Origin of the sequence: Terasakiispira papahanaumokuakeensis (assembly GCF_001709345.1) — a bacterium.
Lineage (GTDB): Bacteria > Pseudomonadota > Gammaproteobacteria > Pseudomonadales > Halomonadaceae > Terasakiispira > Terasakiispira papahanaumokuakeensis.
On sequence record NZ_MDTQ01000001.1, the window covers coordinates 3,927,102 to 3,948,470 of the forward strand.

Sequence of the window (21,369 nt, forward strand, 5' to 3'; positions counted from 1 at the left end):
CGGCTAATGTATTCGTCATCGCACTTGGGCGAGACGTTTTTAAACATGCCTGCCATGGCATGATGAGTGGGGGCTAAGTGAATGAACTCAAGGGGAAATCGGTTAAACTTCGATGGATAATTTGATCAGCGCCCTTGAAGGGTATGAACAGTCTATGAGGGTATAAGGAGTTGTCTTGATGGTGACGTGCCATGTGCGCTATGTGATTGACCCGACAAAATTGAATGAATTTGAGACTTATGCCCGGATGTGGATTCCGCTAGTGAATCAATATGGTGGGCAGCATCATGGCTATTTCTTGCCTGGGGAAGGGGCCAATAATATCGCCTTGGCTTTATTCTCATTCCCGAGCTTGGCGGCTTATGAGCGTTATCGCCAGGAATCCGTGGATGATCCGGCGTGTCAGGCGGCTTTTGAGTTTGCTGAACAAAGTCAATGTGTGATCAGTTATGAGCGCAGTTTTTTCAAACCGATATTGGGTTGAGTTATCTTAATGTTCTTTCGTATTGAATAAGGGGGGAGTATGAGTTCAGGTGTTGTGTGGACTGACCAGTTGTATGAACTTTTTATGTCTTCTCATCTGGACCAAGCCTTACAGCTTGTCAAGGAAAATAGGCCTGAGTTTCTATATCGATACCGAAGCGGTACTGAAAATGACCTGGATGCTCTATTAAATGGCTATGAGTGGATGTCTTTCCCTAGTGACTATAATGATGTTTATGATAGCTCGTTATTTTTTAATGAGGAGTATATCGTAAACAGTCTAAGTGATTTTATGATGCGCCGTTGTTTAAGTTTGGATAAATTTCCACCTCCTGTTGTTAAATATATTGAGTCTTGCGAAGGGGGAAATTTAGTCGAGAAAATAATAAGTGCTGCAAGTAACAAAAGGCTGTCTTTGGGAAATATTGATGTTGATAGTGTTGTTGCGCAGCATAATAGCATTTTGGATTTAAATAAGCGTAAATTTCATGAAGCAAAAGAGTTTCTGAAGAGTAGAGTTAAAACATGCTCTTTTTCTACTGTGATGAATAGTGCTTATATGTGGGCCGTTTATGCAGGCTCTGGTTCTGGTTATTGTGCTAAGTATTCTATTAATGATCAAGATTTGAGTTTTAGTGATTCTGGTCTTTTTCCGATGATATATCGTGAAGAAGAGCTCGATTTCACCAATTTTATTTGTGATTTTATTCGGTCGGGGAGTTTTAGATCAGGAGCGTTCTTGTTAGCTTCATCAGTGAAACACTCTAATTGGATGCCTGAAGGAGAGTGGCGTGTTATTAGGTCTGGAGAATGTTCTAGCCACTACCTTAAAGAAATTTATTTAGAGTCTGTTTTTTTGGGTATGAATGCTAGTGAAGATCTTGTTTATAAAGTTGTAGATATTTGCAATAAAAAGGGAGTTCCGGTTCATCAAGTTGTTGTTAATAGCTCTAAATTCAATGATTTTGATACCAAGAGGCTGAATTAAGTTATAAAAACGCCCCGACAGGCGGGGCGTTTGAAGTCGATCGTTGACTGCGGGATGAGCGCATCACTCAGTTAACTTTCGGGTCCAGCTCACCGTCGGCATAACGCTGGAACATGGTTTCCAGGTTAATCGGTTTAATTTTGCTGGCGTTGCCTGCGGTACCGAAGGCTTCATAGCGCGCAATACAGATTTCTTTCATGGCCGCGACGCTGGCTTTGAAGTATTTGCGTGGGTCGAATTCGGCAGGGTTTTCCGCCAGGAAGCGGCGAATGGCGCCCGTTGAGGCCAGGCGGAGGTCGGTGTCGATGTTGACCTTACGCACACCGTGTTTGATCCCTTCGACGATTTCTTCCACCGGAACACCATAGGTTTCCGGGATCTGGCCGCCGAATTCATTAATCACGGCCAGCCATTCTTGCGGCACTGATGAAGAGCCGTGCATGACCAGGTGCGTATCGGGAATACGGGCATGGATTTCTTTGATGCGCTGAATGGATAAGGTATCGCCTGTCGGTGGCTTAGTGAACTTGTAAGCGCCATGACTGGTGCCAATGGCAATGGCCAGAGCATCGACATGGGTGGCTTTGACGAATGCAGCGGCTTCTTCTGGATCAGTTAACAGCTGGTCATGATCCAGCTTGCCTTCAGCGCCGACGCCGTCTTCTTCACCGGCCATACCGGTTTCTAAGCTGCCCAAGCAACCTAGCTCTCCTTCAACGGAGACACCACAGGCGTGTGCCATATCGACCGTGCGTCGTGTGACGTTGACGTTATAGTCGTAATCGGTCGGGGTTTTGCCATCTTCGCCGAGAGAGCCATCCATCATGACTGAGGAAAAGCCCAGTTGGATTGAGCGTTGGCAAACGGCTGGGCTGGTGCCGTGATCCTGGTGCATGACCACGGGGATATGGGGAAACTCTTCTGTCGCCGCCAGAATCAGGTGGCGCAGGAAGGGCGCACCGGCATATTTACGGGCGCCTGCTGAAGCTTGCACGATCACCGGGGAGTCGGTTTGATCAGCGGCTTCCATGATGGCGCGCATCTGTTCGAGGTTGTTGACGTTAAAGGCCGGAATGCCGTAGCCGTGTTCGGCGGCGTGGTCCAGCATTTGGCGCATGGAGATCAGAGCCATGGAGGTCTCACCTTTGTCTTCAGCCGAGGGCACATGGCCGGGCATGTGCCTGTCTTTGGGATGTAGATCGACCCGTTACAGGGGCCGAAGCGAATTGCTTTACCGTGTTCAGGATACGGATTTTAGTCTGGCCATCGTATCAGTTCCGCTATTGTAGGCGAGGCCGCGTTTTGGTGCAGCCCCGTCTCCATTTGCATGTGGCTTAGGCTCAATTACGCTTGAGCCGCCGCTTGCAGTGCTTCAACAGCAGGTAATACCTTACCTTCAACATATTCCAAGAAGGCGCCACCACCGGTTGAGATATAAGACACCTGGTCGGCAACGGCATATTTATCGATCGCGGCCAGCGTATCGCCGCCTCCGGCAATAGAGAAGGCCGGGCTGCGGGCGATGGCTTCGGAAATCGCTTGAGTGCCCGCGCCAAACTGGTCGATCTCAAAGACGCCCATCGGACCATTCCAGAGAATGGTGCCAGCATTTTGTAGCAGTTCACTCAGGCGTGCTGCGCTGTCTGGGCCGATATCTAGGATCATTTCATGGTCTTCGACCTGGTCTACGGGTTTGATCACCGCTTCGGCGTCTTCAGAGAACTCGGTCGCGACGACCACGTCTGTCGGCAATGGAATATCGACTTTGCTCATCAGCGCTTTGGCCTGCTCGACCAGATCCGCCTCATGTAGAGACATGCCAACATTGTGGCCTGCCGCAGCAATAAAAGTATTCGCGATGCCACCGCCGACAATCAATTGGTCGCATTTTTCAGATAGGGCCGTCAGCACTTCAAGCTTAGTCGAGACTTTAGAGCCCCCGACAATGGCGGCCATGGGGCGCTTGGGTGTGCTCAGCGCTTGTTGCAGGGCTTCTAGCTCGCGGGCCAGCAATGGGCCAGCGCAGGCTTTGGGGGCGAAACGGGCGACGCCATGAGTGGAAGCTTGGGCGCGGTGCGCGGTGCCGAACGCATCCATCACATAAATATCGCAGAGCTTGGCATATTGTTGTGCCAAGGCTTCATCATCCTTTTTCTCGCCTTTATTGAAGCGGACGTTCTCTAACAGGACAACATCGCCGTTTTGCAGTTTGAGATCAGGCGTATCCTGGCCGGGGGTCCCCAGGTAGTCTTTTTCCAGCCGTACCGGGCGGCCGAGTAGACCGGCCAGATATTCGGCCACAGGCGCCAAAGAATACTCATCGGCGGGCTCCCCTTCGGTTGGGCGGCCCAAATGTGACATCAGCAAGACTTGTGCGCCTGCTTCAACGGCATGGCGAATCGTGGGCAAGCTGGCGCGAATGCGTGCATCAGAGGCGACTTGCCCATTCTTGATCGGCACGTTGAGATCTTCACGGATCAATACACGTTGGCCGGCCAGGTCCAGATCTGTCATTTTGATGACGGTCATGTCGAGTCTCTCGTTAGCGTTAGCAGTCAAATAACTTTGATCATCAAATGGTTAAAGCAATTAATGAGGTGCGATAAGCCATCTTGAATTCGATTAATATTCGGTTCGGTTAGCGCCGGGTGTTTATGCCAGCCGTCGAATGCTCGGCTGATAGTTTAAGCCAGTGCAGGGCGACATCCAGCATTCGGTTAGCAAAGCCCCACTCATTATCAAACCAGCACAGTAGCTTCAACAGCCGTTGCCCGGACACTCGGGTTTGCGTGGCATCGACCACACCTGAATGGGCGTCATGATTAAAGTCGATGGAGGCATGAGTATCTTCGGTATAACCGAGAATGCCTTTGAGTGGCCCTTCAGCCGCTTCACGCAGTAAGCGGTTGACGGTGTCGGCATTGGTATCCGTTTTCAGACAAATAGAGAGATCCATCGCTGAGACGTTCAAGGTCGGGACTCTCAGGTGTAAACATTCAAAGCGGTTTTCCAGGTGGGGCAGCAGGCGATTGATGCCCAATGCCAGACCGGTATCCACCGGAATAATGGACGCCATGGCCGAACGGGTTAAACGTAGGTTGTTCTGGTGATAGGCATCACTGACGGGCTGGTCATTCATTGCCGCATGAATCGTGGTCGTGACGCCATGCTCAATGCCCAGAGCCTGATCCAAAAGATGGAGTACCGGGATAATGCAATTAGTGGTGCAGGAGGCCGCTGAGACGACCTGCTGATTAGCGTTCAAGGCTTCTGTGTTGATGCCATGAACGATGGTGGCATCAACATCCGCTTCAGCCGGGTGAGACAGCAGCAAGCGTTTGGCACCGGCCTGAAGATGGCGTTCCGCCGTTGCACGGTCACGGAAGCTGCCCGAGCACTCCAGTACTAAGTCGATATCTAAGGTGTCCCAAGGGAGGTCTTCGGGTTCACGGATATTCAGTACTTGAATGGCCTGATCGTCGACCTGCAATACCTGATCATGATGACTGACCTTGCCGGGGAAACGCCCATGAATGGTATCGTAGCGGGTGAGATAGCTGATGGTGTCAATATCTGATAACTCATTCAGCGCTACCAATGCTAGCGACTGACAATCCGCACGCTCGGTCATGGCGCGCAATAAACACTGACCAATACGACCATAGCCATTAATGGCGATTCGCGGCATCGTTCAAGATCCCTGACAAACGCTGGGTGAACCGTTCTGAGCTCGATCTTCCGAGCACGGGATTCAATCCCCTGGGTTAGAAAGCCCAGTATTGTAACCGAACTGATGCCATTCTGCTTGAAACCAAGGTCGACTATTTGTGCTTTAGTGAGGCCTGCTGCGGAGATGTGCCTCCCCTTTGATATGTTTTTCAGGCATGTGGGCCACCGGCGACAGATGCCTTCTAAGCCAGGATCGCGTAAGACATGGCCTCCATATGGCGGCGACATGACATTTTATGAAGGTGAGGAGTCATCATGCGGGGTTATCGTACTTTGAGGCGGCAGGTCGGGTTGTGGTGCTGTGCCGTGATGCTGGGCAGTATGGCCTCTATCGCTTGGGCTGAGGGCGTGACGATTACGCCTTTAGGGAGTGAGAATGGTGAACTCTGTCCGATGGATCGAGCGCTGGTGCTGGAAGATCCCACCGGTACGCGGTTGCTCTATGATCCAGGCCGTACGGTGGCCGGTGCGAATGATCCTCGGTTGGGGGATATTGATGTTGTCCTGATCAGTCATATGCATGCTGATCATGTGGGCGATAAGCATATTAAAGCGCCGAACAGTGGTTGCGCGGCTTTGGGCGAAACAGAATCTGATTTGCCCGCGACCAATGCGGTGAAGATTGCGGTTGAGCACGGCGCGAAAATGGTGACGGGCTCTGAAATGCCCGCCTTTTTTGCGGCCAAGCTCCGTGCCAATGGTGGCGATCCGGATCAGTCGGTGCTGGCTCGATTTGGGGGGAGCGTCCAAGTCGGCGGTGTGACGATTGCGACAGTTCCGGCCTTACATAGCAATGGTGTCGACCCCTCTCTGGTTGAAGGCGCGCTGGGCGAGCAAATGGCCGCGTCAGGTCTTTCTGGCCATGTCGGCCCGGCGACGGGTTATATGCTGACATTCAGTAACGGCTTAGTGGTGTATTTGTCCGGTGATACCGGCTTGATGGCCGCACAAAAGTCATTGGTCCATGACTATTATGGTGCCAAGTTGGCCGTCGTGAATATTGGCGATACCTACACGATGGGGCCTCAAGAAGCGGCTTATGCTGTGAATGAGTGGATTCAGCCGACGTCTGTCATTGCTTCTCATGTGAATGAGGTCGCCACTCAACAGGGGCAACTAGTGCCCAGTAGCAAAACTGAGCAGTTCATTGAGGCGACTGATGTGCCGGTCTATCTACCACGCTCAGGGTTTTCGATGCGTTTTGATGAACAGGGACGTTGCTTGGAAGGTTGTGATCTTCCTACACCATAATCTTCCTACGCCATAAAATGGCGCGGGAGATGCATACGAGTGGATTGAGGGGCGTTTATGGGGATAAACGCCCCTCAATATCGAGTAGGTAACGGCCATTGACCTGCGCGATATGGCCTTTGACTTGATAAACCTGGGCGAGCAAGTCGGGCGTAATGATGTCTCCTGGTGCGCCATGCGCGACGAGTTGTCCTTCATGGAGCACGAGCACTTGGTCGGCATAGCGCAGCGCGAGATTAATGTCGTGGACAACCATCAGGCTGATCAGCCCATGTTCGCGAGTGGCTGACAAAATAGCATCAATCACTTGGCATTGATGGTAGAGATCCAGCGCGCTGGTCGGTTCGTCTAGCAACATGACTTGTGGGCGTCTGATCAGGGCCTGGGCCAGCCCCACCAATTGCCGTTGCCCACCGGAGAGGGTTGCCAGGCGCTGGTGTGCAATGGTGTCAATATTCAGCAGACCCAAGAGTTGCTCTACGGCATCCAGTTGTGCCGATGCTGGACGATTCAGCCCTAGCCCTACGGATTTTTGACCCGCCATAGCGGCTGCAAGAATGGCCTCGAAAGCACTGAGCTTGGACCCTGCCGGTAAGCTTTGCGGCACATAAACCAGCTGTCGGGCCCGCTCTGCTTGAGGTTGGCGAGAGAAGTCATGCCCTCCCAACTCAATATGGCCTGAGGCCGGGTGTAGCCCGGCAATCCCTCTGAGTAATGTGGATTTGCCTGCGCCATTGGGGCCAATCAAGGCGGTGAGCTGACCGCTGTATAGCGGGGGCATGGTCATTTGGCTCACGATTGAGCGGTGACGATAACCGACACTCAATTGCTTGATTCGAAGGGCTAAAGCGTCGGGTTGTGATGTCTGCATGGCTGACTTTTTCATGGTTGCCCCCCCTGACGACGCATGACAATCGCCATGAAAAAGGGAATGCCCACTAATGCCGTGACAATCCCGACCGGGATGAGTACCCCGGGGATGAGCACTTTGGTGGCGGTCGACGCCAAGGACATAATCAGGGCGCCGGTTAGAACACTTGCTGGGATCAGCAAACGATGATCTTCACCCACCAGCAGGCGAGCGATATGGGGGGCGATCAACCCGATAAATCCGATGGTTCCAACGAACGACACCGCCAGTGCCGATACCAGACTGATGCGTAATAGGCTCATGAGACGAAGTCGTGCTACGTTGATACCAAAACTTTGGGCGCGGTCTTCACCAAGCGTCAGTGCCGTTAATGACCAGCTGTGACGTAAGGAAAAGGGGAGGCAGAGTGCTAGCGCCAAGGCCAGAATGATGAGCTTGTCCCAGGAGGCGCGGGCGAGACTACCCAGCGTCCAGAAGACCAATTGTTGTAGGCTGTCTTGACTGGCTACAAACTGCATTAAGGCGACCAGTGCATTAAAGGCAAAAACTAAGGCAATACCAAATAACACCAGACTATCGACATTAAACCCCCGCCAGCGGGCGAGCATATATAAAAGCGCCACTGAACCGAGTGCAAATAAAAACGCATTGGCTGAAATCAGATACTGCACTGGCACGCCAGGAATGCCAATCTGTAAGACAATCGCTAAAGCGGCCCCAAAAGAGGCTGCCGCTGAGACCCCAAGTGTGAAAGGGCTGGCGAGTGGGTTATTGAGTACCGTCTGCATTTCGGTCCCGGCCAATGCCAATGCCGCCCCCACCAAAACCGCCATGAGTGCATAGGGAAGGCGGACATTCCACACAATGACGGCCTGAACGTGAGGCACCGATTCCGGTGCCCATAATATTTGCCAAAGCCTGGACATCTCGATGCCCGCAGGGCCTGTAGCCACATCCGTAGCCAGCGCTAATGCTAAGGCTAGAGCTAATCCGGCAATGATGGCATTGCGGCGAATCCATCGTTGCTGATAATGAGACTGAGTTTGCTGTTCTTGTGTTGAGGTATACGAGGGTATGGCCTCAATCGACCCTTTATGGGGTGGTGTATTCGGCATATTCGTCACGGCGACAGTGGTCTTGATTCATTGTTGATATCAGCCCCGCGCTGAAGCGATTCGAGATAATTGCTCTCCATGGGCATTCAGCCGGGGGGTCTATGTCGATTAAGGTGCTGTCGTCGGTAAGCTAACGGTAAACACACCTGTTGGGGGGATCGGCATAAAGCGCTGATACAGCGTTTTTCGCGTCTGCTCTGGGTCTAATGTGCTAAATAGTTCGGGATGCAGCCATTTGGCCAGCGCCTGAACGGCAATCAAGTGTTCTGGTGAGTCATAAAAAATATGCCACATGGCATGAACGCGACCTGCTCGTACGGCGGTTAATTCACCGATGGGGGGGCGTGAGGCAATGGCACGCAAGCTGCTTTCGGCTTGTGCTTGAGTGGCGGAGTATCCCAGGGTCACGCCACCACGGCCTTCACCAAAGACGCCTGTGGCGACATAAACATCCGGATCACTGGAGAGAATAAACTCAGGGTTTAGGGTGCCAATGGCACCGGGAATTTTGTCCGCGCCGATATTATGGCCGCCGGCCAATTCGATCAGTTCGCCGAAGTTGCCTTCTCCTGGTGAGCCACAACAATCCTGAAGACCCGCCAGCATATCAATGAATAGCGAGGGGGTATTGAGCTGGCCTGCTTCACGAGCTTTTGCTAAAGGCTCTCGAACTTGATCTAAGCTCTGCTGATAAAAGTCGATAAAAGCCGCTGCTTCTGACGTTCGGCCAATGGCTTTTCCTAGCAGTTGAATACTGGGTACTGTATTGCGCAGTGGGTGTTGGCTGAAATCGACAAAAATGACTGGAACGCCTGCCGCTTCGAGTTGTTTAACCGCCTCGCTGTGAGGGCCAGGGCCATGCCCGCCGGTGAGTGCCATGATGGCCAGATCTGGGTTAACGTTCAGGGCTTGTTCGACACTAAAGGTCTCGGCTGAAGTGCCGCCGACCAAAGGCACTTGGTCCGCTTCAGGGAATCGGGCATGGTAAGCCGCGTAACCTTGCACATCGAGCCCACGAAAATCACCTTGCCAACCGGCCACCCGAGCGAAAGGGTCATGACCCTCTAATATCGATAGCGCATAAATCATCCGGCCTTCGCCTAATAACAGTCGATTCACATGCAAAGGCACACTGACTTGGCGTCCTGCGAGGTCAGTGACTTCTATGCGGGACGTCGATGTGGACTTAGATGACCCTGTGTCGGCCTGAACCGGTGACATCATCCCAGCCAGTGTGAATAACCATGCGTAGCACAAAGCAGTAATGGTTCTTGTCATGACACTCTTCCCTCTCCGTGTGTCGGTCGCATTGATGAGCTCAGGTTGAATGAGTTGAGCGTGTGGTGAGTTTTGATTGGGCGTCTGTGTTGCCCGCTTCTGTTGCCCCCGCCTGTGTGGTGCGGCGGTTTAAACGGCGTGGGCGACGGCGCCACCATAAACTGAGTCCAGTGACGTATAGCAGGCAAAGGGCAATGCCTGTCAGGCCCGAGATCCAGGCTCCTGGCGTGCCAAGCATCAGTGTTCCATGAAGATTAGAGACGGTGCTATGCAGTGAGCGGCTTCCGATCAGGTTCGGGGGGAAACTCAGGATCAGCCCGGTCAACGTGACGATCAGCAAGGGGACATAGAGCCAGAGCGCACTGGCGTTATGCCAGTCTCGCAGACGGCGGTGACCGGGTTTTAACATCATGCTGGCCCAGCTGTGTCGCCGTGTTGGCCACCATAGATAAAGGCCACTTAGCATTGAGAGCGTGAGCGCCAGACCACAGATGATCAAAACGGGGCGGCCCAGTGTGGGGGGAAGCAAGAGGCTACGGTGAAAAGCCACAATTTTAGCCAGCCAGAGGTCATTGAAGACGAAAAACGCGCGAGCGTCTCCATCGTAAGGATCAATCATCGCCACGCCCATGCCGGGTCGATCTTGTAACAGGCCAAACACCAAGGCGTTATCTGAGATGAGAAAGCCGCCACGCGGTGGCGCACTGCCTAGAATCTGTTTGAATTGGGGGTAAGCGGTTTGAGCCGCTTGTGTCCAACTCTCGGCGGCGAGCATGGGTGAATCGGGGTGATGAGGCTTCAAAGTCAGTGCCTGTTCACCGACTTCCCATTTTAAAATCGGCTGACGTAATTCCAAAAGGGCGCCTGTGGCGCCCAGTAAGGCAATGATGAGCCCTAAAATGAGTGCAACCCAGCGATGAATCAAGCGCCATCGACGTTGCCAGAGCGCCTTGCCCGAGTGCTGGCGAGGTGCTGTTTTTTGGGGCCACGATGCAGGTTTCATGAAACGTGACACCCTTTACCAGCGATAGCGCAAGTTGGCGATGATGTTACGATCTTTGCCCGCCGTACAGCTGTTCAGGCTGCAACCGTTGTAATAGGTCTTGTCGGTTAGGTTGGTAACATTGACTGACAGCTGAAGGCCCTCGGTCCCTTGGATCAGCTGGCCGAGGTCGTAACTCAGGCGCGCATCGATCAAGGTGTAAGAGGGGACTTTCAGCGTATTGGCTGAGTCGGCATAAGTGTCACCGATATAACGGACGCCTGCCCCTAAGCCCAGGCCGGGTAACCATTGAGCGGGCATCGTATAATCGAGCCAGAGCGAGGCCGTTTTCTCGGGCGTATTGGTGGGCTGATTGCCTTGAGCATCGCCATCGTTGCTATGGGTGACTTCAGGGTCATTATAGGTCAGGCTGGCAATAACATCGAAACCTTCACTCAGGCTGGCTCGACCTTCCAGTTCAACGCCTTTGATCTCAACTTCACCTGTTTGAATTCTATTCAATTCATTGTCTGGGTCTTGTGTCAGCACATTTTCCTGGGTGAGCTGATAAGCCGATAGCGTGATCAGGCTATTGAACCCTTGTGGCTGAAAGCGAATCCCGACTTCTGCTTGCTTCGCCGTTTGGGGGTCGTAGGCATCGCCGTAAAAGTCGCTGCCTAAAGAAGGATTGAATGAGGTGGAATAGCTGACATAAGGTGCTAGACCATTATCCGCGCGATAAACCAGGCCTGCACGGTAAGTCAACTTGTCATCACTTTGATGGCTTCGTGAATCGCTACCTGCAGGGGTGAGTAAATCATGCGTACGTGTTTTGGAGTAATCCTGGCGTCCGCCTAATGTCAGGACCCACTGACGATCAAAGGTCATCTGTTGCTGGGCATAAATACCCGTTTGATTCGAGTATTGGAAGGTTCGGCTCATGGTGCTATTGAGCTCGAATCCTTGGCCATAAACCGGTTCGTAGATATCAATAGGTGCCGCGGCACCCGCGCGTAGATAGTAATCTTCGCGGGTATGGCGATAGTCCACGCCGACTAATGACTGCATTTCGACGTCGCCCCAATGCCAGTCGGCTTGAGCGCGGTTATCTAGCGCATAGACATCGCCGACGATGCGGAACCGGTACGCCATGCGGTTATAGGTGCGCAGATCTGCCGATAGACTCCGCCCACTGGCGGTATTGGTCAGGAGATCAACATGGCTATAGCGGCCGGTAGAATGGAGCGTCCAAATGTCGTTGAGTTGATGATCCAGAATATAACCTAACCCATATTGGGTGCGTTCATTATCTAACCCCGGCTCATCAAGAAACGTATTGTGGCTGATGCTGCCATTCGGGTTACTCAATAACGTGCCGCGGGTGGGGAGAAAGACTCGAGGCGCGCCGAACTCATCCTTGTTGTATTCTGCTAACAACGTTAATTCAGTGGTGTCACTGGGGCGCCAAGTAAAAGAAGGCGCAATAAATGTTTTGTTGTCTTCAATGTGATCGATCTGGGTATCGCTATCTCGTTTGAGTGCGGTCAAGCGATAGAGATATTGGCCTTGGTCATCCAAAGGCCCACTGATATCCAACTTGCCTTCACGGCGATCATAGCGGCCGCCACTTAAAATGATTTCGCGATAAGGCTCATCTTTAGGGCGTTTACTGATCTGATTGACGACACCGCCAGGCGCATTTTGTCCATAAAGCACGGATGAGGGCCCCTTCAGGACATCAATGCGTTCGAGCCCGTAAGGCTCCACTTTAGGCCAGGCCTGGTTCGTTGTGCCGCGTAGACCATCTCTCAACATGCCTGTGCTGGAGACATCAAAACCGCGCACTTTAAAGTAGTCGAAGCGACGAGAGGCGGCGCCGGTCGTGTCTTGAACCCCGGCGGTATAGCGTACGGCTTCGGCTACGGATTGGGGGTTTTGGATTTCCAGTTGAGCTTGAGGAATGACGGATAGTGTTTGCGGTACATCCATCAAATCCGTATCTGTTTTGGTTCCGCTTTGGCTGCGCTCAACCACCAGCCCCTGATTGTCTTCACCCTGCACCACCATTTTGTCTAAAGCTTGAGCTTTGCTTTCAGCGGATTGTGCGGCTTCCTGTCTGGCCTTCGGGGCTGTGGCAGAGGTTTCTGCAGTAGAGGTTTCGGCGGCTAACATTTCTGTGGCTAACATTTCTGTGGCGAATGTATCTGTAGCGAATGTATCTGTAGCCCATGGCACGAGACCTAATCCAACACTGAATGTCAGCAGCGATACCATTGTTTGACGTGTCGAAGCAGGTGCCAAGCGCTCTTCTGAGGGGTGTACGCCGGTTGTGATTGCCGGTTGCGCTAAGCGTCGTGGTGTTAAACGGTACTCTGGGTGCTGAGCATCAGTGGCCATTCAAAAACTCCATATTAAGGTCTTTGCAAATGAGAATAAGATGCTATCTCAATATGGGATTGACCGACTGACTGAATGTTTTTGATTTTATGACCTTCCCTTTTGTTTTTTGCACTTTTGCGGAACTTCTATCGGCAAGGCCATACCGCCCCCAAGTGCTGCTTAACGCAATGCGCTGGGGGAGAGCCCAAAGCGTTTACGGAATGCAATGGAAAAATGAGCGGGGCTATAGCCAACCCGGTAGGCAGCGCTGGAGACGTTTATTTCGCCACTGGCCAGTAACCGATAGGCTTCTTGCAGGCGCATTTCTTGGCGGTAAGCATGGACACTGGTTCCAAAGGCTTGGCGAAAACCTTCATTGAGCTTACGTGTGTTGAGGCCGACCTGACGGGCCAGCGCTGCCAGCGAATGAACCTCCTGTAGGTCTCCACACATTAAATCACGCGCCGCATGAATTCTTTCTAAGTCGGAAGACGACAATCCGCGTTGCGGTGGGGTCTCATGGGCATCAGAGGGGTGTAACAAGCCTTCGATGCCTAATGCCGTGAGTTCGAGTGCTTTTGCGCTTAGATAAAATGACCGTGTCGGGCCTTGTAATGGACAGGTCATAATCTGTCGGGCCAGCGCTTGTAAGGCGCGAGGGGCGCGCTGACAGAACATGACAGGATGCTGATCATGGTATGGAAGTAGCTGCTCGGGCGGCAGTCCGGCCTGTTCTATGGCCGCAAAATCCAATTGCACCGAGGTGTAGCGCACCGGTTGATCATGGGAAAATAAATGGTCACCGCAATGATCCCCTTCATTGGCGACAGCACAGAGCATGGGGCCTTCTATCGCCAGAGGGTCATATCCATCCACGCGGCAATCCAAACGGCCACTGAGCACTAATGTGAGTTTGAGCCCCTTCCAAAGGGGTTCTTTCACCCACATGGCAGGCGCTTTGTGATCAGAGGGCTGCGGAACCGTGCCGGCACTGAGGGTGATATCCCCTGTTGTTGAGTGGATCAGGTTGGGGACACTCAGTGTGAAATAGTTAGCTGCATCTGATGCTGTCGCGTTGTCTATGTCTAGATGCATCGTGCGCTCTCCTTGACTTTGAAGTCCATTCATCCTATCACGTTAGTTATTTTAAGCAATTGATAATCATTATCAATTGCTGCTTTGATACTGAATTCCCTTGCTTGTATCAGACGCCTATAGGGTTCAAGGGGTGTGCCCCCTGCTTTTTGATCAAAAGAAAAAAGCAGGCCATCTAAAGTCACAATGCTTGAGGCATTTCAGTTATTTGCTTATTGATAATAAGTATCATTTTTCTGATTTGCCTGACCCTGTGTGTTGGTGTTTTGTCGCGGTGGATCATCGCTGTGTAAGCCCCTTATTATGCTTCTTAAGGGCTGTTGTGTGCTTTTTGAGCACACTTGGTATTGATCATGCCCGATGAATCAAATGCTATGTCGCAGGGCGATGCTTTAGCCAAGGAGGCTGCATGCATTCTCGTATCGACCTGCCTATTGATTCCTCATTGCGTCAGTCGCCACCCAATGCGGCACGTCGTCCAGATTATCAACATGATGGTTACTGGTGTGATCAGACCTTTGGCGCGATGTTACGGCAATCAGCATCCTGTTTCCCCCAAGCTTGCGCGTTAGTCGATGGTGAAAGACAGCTGACTTATCAGCAGCTTGATCAGCGGGTTGATCGTCTCGCTTCTGGCTTGGCTCATTTGGGGCTCTCGGCGGGTGATAAGGTACTGTTGCAGTTGCCCAACAGCATTGAGTTTGTCGAGATGTGTTTTGCGCTGTATCGCTTGGGTGTGCAGCCTATCTTGGCTTTGCCGGCCCATCGTGATGTGGAGCTCGCCAGTTTTTGTGCCTTTGCTGATGTATCGGCTTATATCAGTGTCGATCAGTCTGAAGGGTGTGACTTCGAGGCTTTGGCTCTACGCTTGCAGCAGCGTTTTCCCTCTCTTGAGCATGTCATCATTTCTGGTGAGTCGACAGTCTTCCGTACTTTGCAGTCGCTCTATCTCTTACCTGACGAAAAGCACTCGGTTGTTGAGACTTCAGTGACGCCGCACATGGTGGCGTGCTTTCAGTTGTCAGGAGGGACAACGGGTGTGCCTAAGCTGATTCCTCGTCGACACGGGGAGTATCTCTACAACTTGAAAAGATGTGCCGATATCTGTCGGTTCTCTTCTGAAACCGTGTATTTGGCGGCCTTACCCATGGCGCATAACTTCACCATGTGTTGTCCGGGGTTTATGGGCACGTTATATGCCGGTGGATGTGTGGTGATTGCTCGCCAGCCTACGGCTGAACACTGTTTTCCGTTAATTGAGCGTTATCAAGTTACGCATACCGCACTGGTGCCACCACTGGCGTTACTTTGGATGGAAGCGGTAGCGCTAGGGCGTAATCCGCCTCATGCGTTGCAATGGTTGCAGGTCGGTGGTGCTCGCCTGAGTTATGAGGCCGCGCGGCGGGTGATGCCTGTGTTGGGGTGCCGCCTACAACAGGTGTTTGGTATGGCGGAAGGCTTGATTTGTATGACTCGGCCTGATGATGACTTGTCTCGGGTCTTACATACCCAGGGGCGGCCGATTTCGGCCGCCGATGAAATCAGAGTGGTGGATGAAAAAGGGCAGTGCTTGCCGCCAGGACAAGTTGGTCAAATTCAGACACGTGGACCTTATACCATTCAAGGCTATTACCGTAATCCCGAAGCGAATGCATCGGCGTTTACTGATGATGGCTTCTATTGCTCTGGTGATCGGATTGAGTTGACCCCCGATGGCGATGTCATCGTCGAAGGGCGTGACAAGGATTTGATTAATCGTGGCGGCGAGAAAATTGCTGCTGAAGAAGTCGAAAACCTCTTACTTTCACATCCCGCTGTGGTTGATGTGGCGCTTGTCGCAATGCCTGATGATTTTCTAGGTGAGCGGGCCTGTGCCTTTGTCCTGGCGCGTGAAGCCGTGAGTGCCGCAGCTTTGAAGCGCCATTTGAGTCAGCAAGGGCTAGCCGCCTTTAAATTACCCGATCGCTTTCAGTTTATTGATGAGTTTCCGAGTACTGGTGTCGGTAAAGTCAGTCGTCAGCACCTGAGAGCTGCCTTACAGCAGCAGCTTTTGTCCTCTCTTGAACCCGATATTCCTGTATCGAGTTAATCCCACCCAAGTTTAAGCCTCTGCGTGTGCTCTGTCTGGGCGGCGCCAGTGTGCTTAAAAGCGTCGTGTGTTTAGCAAAATCGTGCGATTTGAAGATTTCTTGGCTTCTGTCGGTATCACACATGCAGGGGCTCATGAGCCGAATGATCAATGGGAGTTATGCCATGACGGCATCTTGTGAAACACCAGCCTGGCCACTGAGAGAGTGGCTATCACCTATTCTGGATTTAGCGCCGGATGAGATTAATGCTGAGCAGTCTTTGATTGAGCAAGGCTTGGATTCCATCAGTATCATGCGGCTACCCGCTTTGCTTGCGGCCCAGCGAGGTGTTCAGGTGAGTTTCGCTGAGCTTATCGAGACGCCTGTGCTGCGTGCTTGGGAAGCATTAGCCGCGAACGCTGTGGCCGATGAGAGGGGGGGCGGGACTGATGAGATTGACTCATCCCAGCCTTTTGAGCTGACACCGCTGCAGCAAGCTTATTGGCTCGGACGGCAAGCGCATCAAAGTCTGGGTGGCGTGGCTTGTCAATTATACCAGGAGCTGGAGGGGGCAGCGCTTGAGCCTGAGCGGTTGAGGCAAGCGATTGATCTATTGCGTCAACGGCATGGCATGTTAAGAGCCTGTTTTTTGCCGGAGGGGCGTCAGGTGATTCAGCCTGAAGTTGAGTCGTTTACGCTGACCGTACATCACTTACAGGATGATGAGAGCACTGCTGTCGATGATTATCTGGAGGCGCTGCGTGAAACCTTGTCGCACCGACGTCTCAATATTGAAGCGGGTCAAGTGTTTGATGTGCAGTTGAGTCTATTGCCGGAGGGACGAACCCGCCTGCATCTGAATATTGATTTACTGGTTGCTGATGTACTGAGCTTGGGCGTGATCTTGCGGGATCTGGCCACGTTTTATCGGGGAGAAGGGGACTCGTTACCTGATTTGACGCTCTCTTTCCCTGCTTATCTGAAGGCTGTCAATCAACGCCAATCTCCATCATCCGTGGCGGCTGATCAGGCTTATTGGCGGGAGTGTTTGTCACATTTCTCAGGGCCGCCCCAGCTGCCCTTGCGGTGTCAGCCTGAGCAGCTTGAGGCGCCCCGCTTCACTCGACGTCAAATGATGTTGTCTCATGAACAAGTGGCCGCGTTGGAAAGCCACGCACGGCACTATGGCGTCACCTTGGCTGCCGCCTTGGCGACGGCGTATGGCATGGTGCTGGCGCGTTGGAGCCAGCACCCTCGTTTCGTCCTGAATTTACCGTTGTTTGATCGCCAGTTTTTGACACCAGACGTGGCCGACATGGTGGCGGATTTTTCTAATCTGGTGTTGTTGCCCATGGATTTCTCTTCTAGCGTTTGCTTTGTTGATGCCGCTCGATCAGTTCAGCATCAGCTGCATCAAAATATGGCGCATAACGCCTGGCCCGGTGTTGAGGTATTACGAGAGTGGACCCAGCAAGGCGGACAGGGAGCACCGGTGGTGTTTGCTTGCAATTTGGGCACGCCTTTTATGGATCGTGCCAGTGAGCAGACGCTGGGTCAGCCGGGTTGGGCTTTGTCGCAAACCCCTCAGGTTTGGTTGGATCACCAGAGCTATCCCATGGCCGATGGTGTGTTATTGAATTGGGATGCCGTCGATGCCTTGTTTCCTGAAGGCCTGTTGGATGATCTTTTTAGCGCTTACTGTGCCTTGCTCAATCAGTTGATCGCAGGGGATTGGTCGTCCGAGTTCACGATTGCCTTGCCCGAATCACAACAACGACAGCGCCAAAGGGCCAATGATACGCAGCATCCCTTGGTGGCTCAGCAGTCGGCTGTCGAGCGCTTACATTCAGGACTTTTCGCGCAAGCCCGCATCGCACCGGAGCGATGGGCTGTGATGCCTGAACAGGGTCCTTCTTTGACCTATCAAGCACTGGCGGATCAGGCGCTGGCGGTGGCGGGCGCTTTGCAGGACGCGGGTGTGTGTCCTGGTGACGGCGTTGTCGTGACTTCGCCCAAGGGGGCTGAGCAGGTGGTGGCGGTGGTCGGGGTTCTGGCCTGTGGTGCGCACTATATTCCGGTCGGAATGGAGCAGCCGATCGCTCGTCGCAGTGCCATCTTGCGTCAGGCCGGGGTCAACCATGTACTGACGATTGAGGCTGAATGTGAGGCTCGGCGCTGGCCTCAGCAGGCGCGCTTAATCAGCATTGAACAGGCCGTGCAACATAGGCCTTTGCCTGAGCCTGTGAATGTAGCGGCCGAAGACCTCGCCTATGTCATTTTCACGTCGGGCAGTACGGGGATGCCAAAAGGCGTTGAAATCACACATCAAGCGGCCATGAATACGCTGGCCGGATTACAGCAACGCTATGCATTCAATGCGGATGACCGGGTGCTGGGGCTGGCCGCGTTGGATTTTGATTTATCGGTCTTTGATCTTTTTGCGCTTTGGCGTGTTGGCGGAGCTCTGGTCTTACCGGATGAGGCTCACCGAAAGGCGCCTGAAGTCTGGTGGTCATTGATTCAGCAGCACCGAGTCACGATATGGAATAGCGTGCCGGCTTTGTTGGATATGTGGCTATTGTGCGGTCCTCCTGAGAGGGCCTTTGCGTCGTTACGTTATGTCTTGCTGTCCGGCGATTGGATCGGTTTGGACTTGCCGGAACGTCTAGCCTCTGTGTGTCCTCATGCCCAGTTCCTCGCGCTCGGTGGTGCTACAGAAGCGTCGATTTGGTCCAATATTCAGGACGTATCGCTGCCATTGCCTGCCCAGTGGCGCACGATCCCCTACGGTCATCCTTTGGCTAATCAGTGTTTTCGGGTGGTTGATACTCAAGGGCAAGACTGCCCGGATTGGGTGGCCGGAGAGCTGTGGATTGGTGGCGCCGGTGTGGCGCGGGGTTATCGTGCACAACCTCAGCTGACGGCGGAACGCTTTGTTGAGTCTTTGGGGCAGCGTTGGTATCGCACTGGCGATAGAGGACGCTATTGGCCTGATGGCACGCTGGAGTTTCTGGGTCGAGAAGATCATCAAGTGAAAGTACGCGGTTTTCGCATCGAGTTGGCGGAAATTGAAACCGCACTGATGCGTCACACGGCGGTTAATCGGGCTATGGCCATGGTGTTGCCCGGAGACAGCCCTACGCTGGTGGCCGCAGTGCTTGTTGATGACGCACAGCCGATGCCTGAGGTTGAGGATATTCAAACTGCAGCGGCTCAGTGGTTGCCCAGCCACATGCTGCCGGAATATTGCGACATCCGTCAGGATTGGCCGCTCAGCCGCAATGGCAAGGTCGACCGTGAGCAGCTGCTTCATCACATCAGTACGTTAATTCAACACACGCATCCCGAGGTTGAAGAGCGCCCCCAAGGCGAGCTTGAACACACCATTGCCCAACACTGGTGTGATTTGTTGGCGCTGGATGAGGTCGGGCGTCACCAACGATTTTTCAGTGTGGGTGGCAATAGTTTGCTGGCGACCCGCTTATTGGATGCGTTGTCCCGCGAATTCAATCTGACTTTGAAACTCAGTGATTTCTTTGAGGCGACATCTGTCGCTGATCAAGCTGCGTTGCTGAAACAGCAAGGCGTGATTCAACACTCCCAGGCCATCGAGAAGGCTTCAACCATAGAGGAAGGCGCATTATGACAATTCAGGGATTACAAGCGGAACTTGAATCGCTTGGGGTCGTATTGTGGTCGGACAACGGCATGCTCCGTTATCGCGCCCCTGTTGGGGTGATGAATGAGGCCTTATTGAGCGAGTTGAAGCATCATAAAACCGCGTTATTGGATCTTTTGGCTCAGACGACCCCTGACGCGTTGCAACCTGATCCCTCAGCTTGGTATGAGCCTTTTCCGCTTACGGATGTGCAGGCGGCTTATCTCATGGGACGGAACCCCGCGTTTACTTATGGCGGCGTAGCCTGCCACGGCTATTTGGAGTTTAAGTGGCCCGCATTGGATGTGCCTCAATTGGAAAAAGTATGGAATCACTTGATCCAGCGACATGGCATGTTACGTGCCGTCGTGCACGCGGATGGCTATCAACAGATACTTGAGCGTGTGCCTCACTATGCGATTGAGGTCCAGTCGGTCGAGCAGCGTGAGAGCGTCCGCCAGCGTTTGATGATTCGTTCACAATCACCTGCTCAATGGCCTCTTGTGGATTGGGTTGTGACTGGGAATGGCGATGCCTGCCATCTTCATTTATCCGTTGATTTACTCGTGTGTGATTATCAAAGCATTCGCATGTTGTTAGGCGAGTTGGCGGCGCTTTACCTGGGGAGCGCGCCTGCGGCTGAACCTGCGCTCAGCTTTCGAGACTATGTGTTGGCCGAGCGGCACCAACGCGCTTCTGCTCAGTATCAAAGTGATCAGCAATACTGGCATCCTCTTATTGAACATTGGCCTGGCGCGCCTGATTTACCCGTCTCTCAAGCCCCTGAACCTTGGTCACCTGATTTTGATCGGCGCCACTTTCAACTCAGTCGCGCCGACTATGCCCGATTACAGCAGCATGCCGCGGATGCCGGAATCGGCGTTTCAGTTGCTGTGCTGGCGGCATATGCCGAAGTATTGAGGCGTTGGAGTCGGCGGGATCAGTTCTGCCTTAGCCTGACATTACTGAACCGGCTACCGCTCCATCCGGAGGTGGATCAGTTAATTGGTGACTTCAGTGCTGTCGAGGTGTTGGCGATTGATCCATCGGTGGAACAGACGGCCGAAGGGAACTCGATGAGCTTTGCTGAACGCGCTAAACGTCTCCAGCGTCGTTTGTGGCAAGACATGGATCATCGCTTATTTTCTGGTGTTGAGGTGTTACGTGAGGTGGGGCGCCAGCATGGCCGTGAGGCGGCGTTACTTCCTTATGCTTATACCAGTACCTTAGGGGCCCGTCAGGCTCATGGTGCTGAGTCACTGTTACCTGGTACGACGCTGGTCGATGCCATGACCCAAACCCCGCAAGTGCTGATCGATTGTCAGGTCGCAGAGCAGGGTGATGCATTATCAATCAATTGGGATTGTCGACAGGCGGCATTTTCGCAGACCTTACTGGATGACATGTTTGATAGTTTTCAGGCTTTGGTGCGATCACTGGCGACCCATGCGCAGTGCTGACAACAGTCCAC

At 52.9% G+C, this 21,369-nt stretch carries 15 protein-coding genes; 6 read left to right on the plus strand and 9 right to left on the minus strand.

Annotated features, from left to right (window positions below):
- Positions 1-178: 178 nt before the first annotated feature.
- Both BFW38_RS17130 and BFW38_RS17135 read left to right on the plus strand, forming a co-directional pair.
- Positions 179-484, plus strand: coding sequence for an NIPSNAP family protein (locus tag BFW38_RS17130; protein WP_069000025.1), 306 nt, complete (start codon positions 179-181; stop codon positions 482-484).
- A gap of 39 nt (positions 485-523) precedes the next feature.
- On the plus strand, positions 524-1,471 hold the full coding sequence (locus BFW38_RS17135; RefSeq protein ID WP_069000026.1) for a DUF2971 domain-containing protein: 948 nt from the start codon (positions 524-526) through the stop codon (positions 1,469-1,471).
- A 67-nt stretch (positions 1,472-1,538) separates the two neighbouring features.
- Here BFW38_RS17135 and fba read toward each other — a convergent pair whose 3' ends face one another.
- The 3 genes from fba to BFW38_RS17150 all read right to left on the minus strand — a co-directional run bounded on the left by fba (position 1,539) and on the right by BFW38_RS17150 (position 5,159).
- Positions 1,539-2,603: a class II fructose-bisphosphate aldolase gene (gene fba, locus BFW38_RS17140; protein ID WP_069000573.1), complete on the minus strand. Its 1,065-nt coding sequence runs from the start codon at positions 2,601-2,603 to the stop codon at positions 1,539-1,541.
- Between the two features lie 212 nt (positions 2,604-2,815).
- Positions 2,816-4,000, minus strand: coding sequence for a phosphoglycerate kinase (locus tag BFW38_RS17145; protein ID WP_069000027.1), 1,185 nt, complete (start codon positions 3,998-4,000; stop codon positions 2,816-2,818).
- A gap of 109 nt (positions 4,001-4,109) precedes the next feature.
- The gene (locus BFW38_RS17150; RefSeq protein ID WP_069000028.1) at positions 4,110-5,159 is read right to left on the minus strand and encodes a type I glyceraldehyde-3-phosphate dehydrogenase; all 1,050 of its coding nucleotides are present in this window, start codon (positions 5,157-5,159) and stop codon (positions 4,110-4,112) included.
- A 296-nt stretch (positions 5,160-5,455) separates the two neighbouring features.
- Here BFW38_RS17150 and BFW38_RS17155 point away from each other — a divergent pair, with 296 nt between their 5' ends.
- Positions 5,456-6,451, plus strand: a complete 996-nt coding sequence (locus BFW38_RS17155) for an MBL fold metallo-hydrolase (protein WP_069000029.1) — start codon at positions 5,456-5,458, stop codon at positions 6,449-6,451.
- 55 nt (positions 6,452-6,506) lie between these two features.
- On the opposite strand, the gene BFW38_RS17160 is transcribed toward BFW38_RS17155, so the two are convergent.
- The 6 genes from BFW38_RS17160 to BFW38_RS17185 all read right to left on the minus strand — a co-directional run bounded on the left by BFW38_RS17160 (position 6,507) and on the right by BFW38_RS17185 (position 14,171).
- A complete protein-coding gene (locus tag BFW38_RS17160; RefSeq protein ID WP_218186446.1) occupies positions 6,507-7,337 on the minus strand; it encodes an ABC transporter ATP-binding protein in 831 nt (276 codons plus the stop codon).
- Positions 7,334-8,437 (minus strand): FecCD family ABC transporter permease, encoded by a 1,104-nt coding sequence (locus BFW38_RS17165; RefSeq protein WP_084004744.1) that lies wholly within the window; start codon positions 8,435-8,437, stop codon positions 7,334-7,336. The genes BFW38_RS17160 and BFW38_RS17165 overlap by 4 nt, the downstream gene beginning before the upstream one ends.
- 108 nt (positions 8,438-8,545) lie before the next feature.
- Complete coding sequence (locus BFW38_RS17170; protein WP_218186447.1) at positions 8,546-9,715, minus strand: ABC transporter substrate-binding protein; 1,170 nt, start codon at positions 9,713-9,715, stop codon at positions 8,546-8,548.
- 40 nt (positions 9,716-9,755) lie between these two features.
- On the minus strand, positions 9,756-10,718 hold the full coding sequence (locus tag BFW38_RS17175; RefSeq protein WP_069000030.1) for a PepSY-associated TM helix domain-containing protein: 963 nt from the start codon (positions 10,716-10,718) through the stop codon (positions 9,756-9,758).
- Between the two features lie 15 nt (positions 10,719-10,733).
- Complete coding sequence (locus BFW38_RS17180) at positions 10,734-13,094, minus strand: TonB-dependent siderophore receptor (protein WP_218186448.1); 2,361 nt, start codon at positions 13,092-13,094, stop codon at positions 10,734-10,736.
- Between the two features lie 162 nt (positions 13,095-13,256).
- Positions 13,257-14,171 carry a helix-turn-helix domain-containing protein gene (locus tag BFW38_RS17185; protein ID WP_069000031.1) on the minus strand — a complete coding sequence of 305 codons (915 nt, stop codon included), beginning with the start codon at positions 14,169-14,171 and terminating at the stop codon, positions 13,257-13,259.
- 409 nt (positions 14,172-14,580) lie between these two features.
- On the opposite strand from BFW38_RS17185, the gene BFW38_RS17190 reads away from it, so the two are divergent.
- The 3 genes from BFW38_RS17190 (at position 14,581) to BFW38_RS18065 (ending at position 21,358) form a co-directional block, all read left to right on the plus strand.
- Positions 14,581-16,260, plus strand: coding sequence for a (2,3-dihydroxybenzoyl)adenylate synthase (locus BFW38_RS17190; protein WP_069000032.1), 1,680 nt, complete (start codon positions 14,581-14,583; stop codon positions 16,258-16,260).
- Positions 16,261-16,424: 164 nt separating this feature from the next.
- Positions 16,425-19,886 (plus strand): non-ribosomal peptide synthetase, encoded by a 3,462-nt coding sequence (locus BFW38_RS17195; protein WP_175401008.1) that lies wholly within the window; start codon positions 16,425-16,427, stop codon positions 19,884-19,886.
- Complete coding sequence (locus BFW38_RS18065; RefSeq protein WP_218186449.1) at positions 19,883-21,358, plus strand: condensation domain-containing protein; 1,476 nt, start codon at positions 19,883-19,885, stop codon at positions 21,356-21,358. The genes BFW38_RS17195 and BFW38_RS18065 overlap by 4 nt, the downstream gene beginning before the upstream one ends.
- Positions 21,359-21,369 lie beyond the last annotated feature (11 nt).

Bases quoted from the DNA above. Each gene is read 5' to 3' on its own strand.
- BFW38_RS17130 (WP_069000025.1), top strand. From the start codon at position 179: ATGGTGACGTGCCATGTGCGCTATGTGATTGACCCGACAAAATTGAAT.
- BFW38_RS17135 (WP_069000026.1), top strand. From the start codon at position 524: ATGAGTTCAGGTGTTGTGTGGACTGACCAGTTGTATGAACTTTTTATG.
- fba (WP_069000573.1), bottom strand. From the start codon at position 2,603: ATGGCTCTGATCTCCATGCGCCAAATGCTGGACCACGCCGCCGAACAC.
- BFW38_RS17145 (WP_069000027.1), bottom strand. From the start codon at position 4,000: ATGACCGTCATCAAAATGACAGATCTGGACCTGGCCGGCCAACGTGTA.
- BFW38_RS17150 (WP_069000028.1), bottom strand. From the start codon at position 5,159: ATGCCGCGAATCGCCATTAATGGCTATGGTCGTATTGGTCAGTGTTTA.
- BFW38_RS17155 (WP_069000029.1), top strand. From the start codon at position 5,456: ATGCGGGGTTATCGTACTTTGAGGCGGCAGGTCGGGTTGTGGTGCTGT.
- BFW38_RS17160 (WP_218186446.1), bottom strand. From the start codon at position 7,337: ATGAAAAAGTCAGCCATGCAGACATCACAACCCGACGCTTTAGCCCTT.
- BFW38_RS17165 (WP_084004744.1), bottom strand. From the start codon at position 8,437: ATGCCGAATACACCACCCCATAAAGGGTCGATTGAGGCCATACCCTCG.
- BFW38_RS17170 (WP_218186447.1), bottom strand. From the start codon at position 9,715: ATGACAAGAACCATTACTGCTTTGTGCTACGCATGGTTATTCACACTG.
- BFW38_RS17175 (WP_069000030.1), bottom strand. From the start codon at position 10,718: ATGAAACCTGCATCGTGGCCCCAAAAAACAGCACCTCGCCAGCACTCG.
- BFW38_RS17180 (WP_218186448.1), bottom strand. From the start codon at position 13,094: ATGGCCACTGATGCTCAGCACCCAGAGTACCGTTTAACACCACGACGC.
- BFW38_RS17185 (WP_069000031.1), bottom strand. From the start codon at position 14,171: ATGCATCTAGACATAGACAACGCGACAGCATCAGATGCAGCTAACTAT.
- BFW38_RS17190 (WP_069000032.1), top strand. From the start codon at position 14,581: ATGCATTCTCGTATCGACCTGCCTATTGATTCCTCATTGCGTCAGTCG.
- BFW38_RS17195 (WP_175401008.1), top strand. From the start codon at position 16,425: ATGACGGCATCTTGTGAAACACCAGCCTGGCCACTGAGAGAGTGGCTA.
- BFW38_RS18065 (WP_218186449.1), top strand. From the start codon at position 19,883: ATGACAATTCAGGGATTACAAGCGGAACTTGAATCGCTTGGGGTCGTA.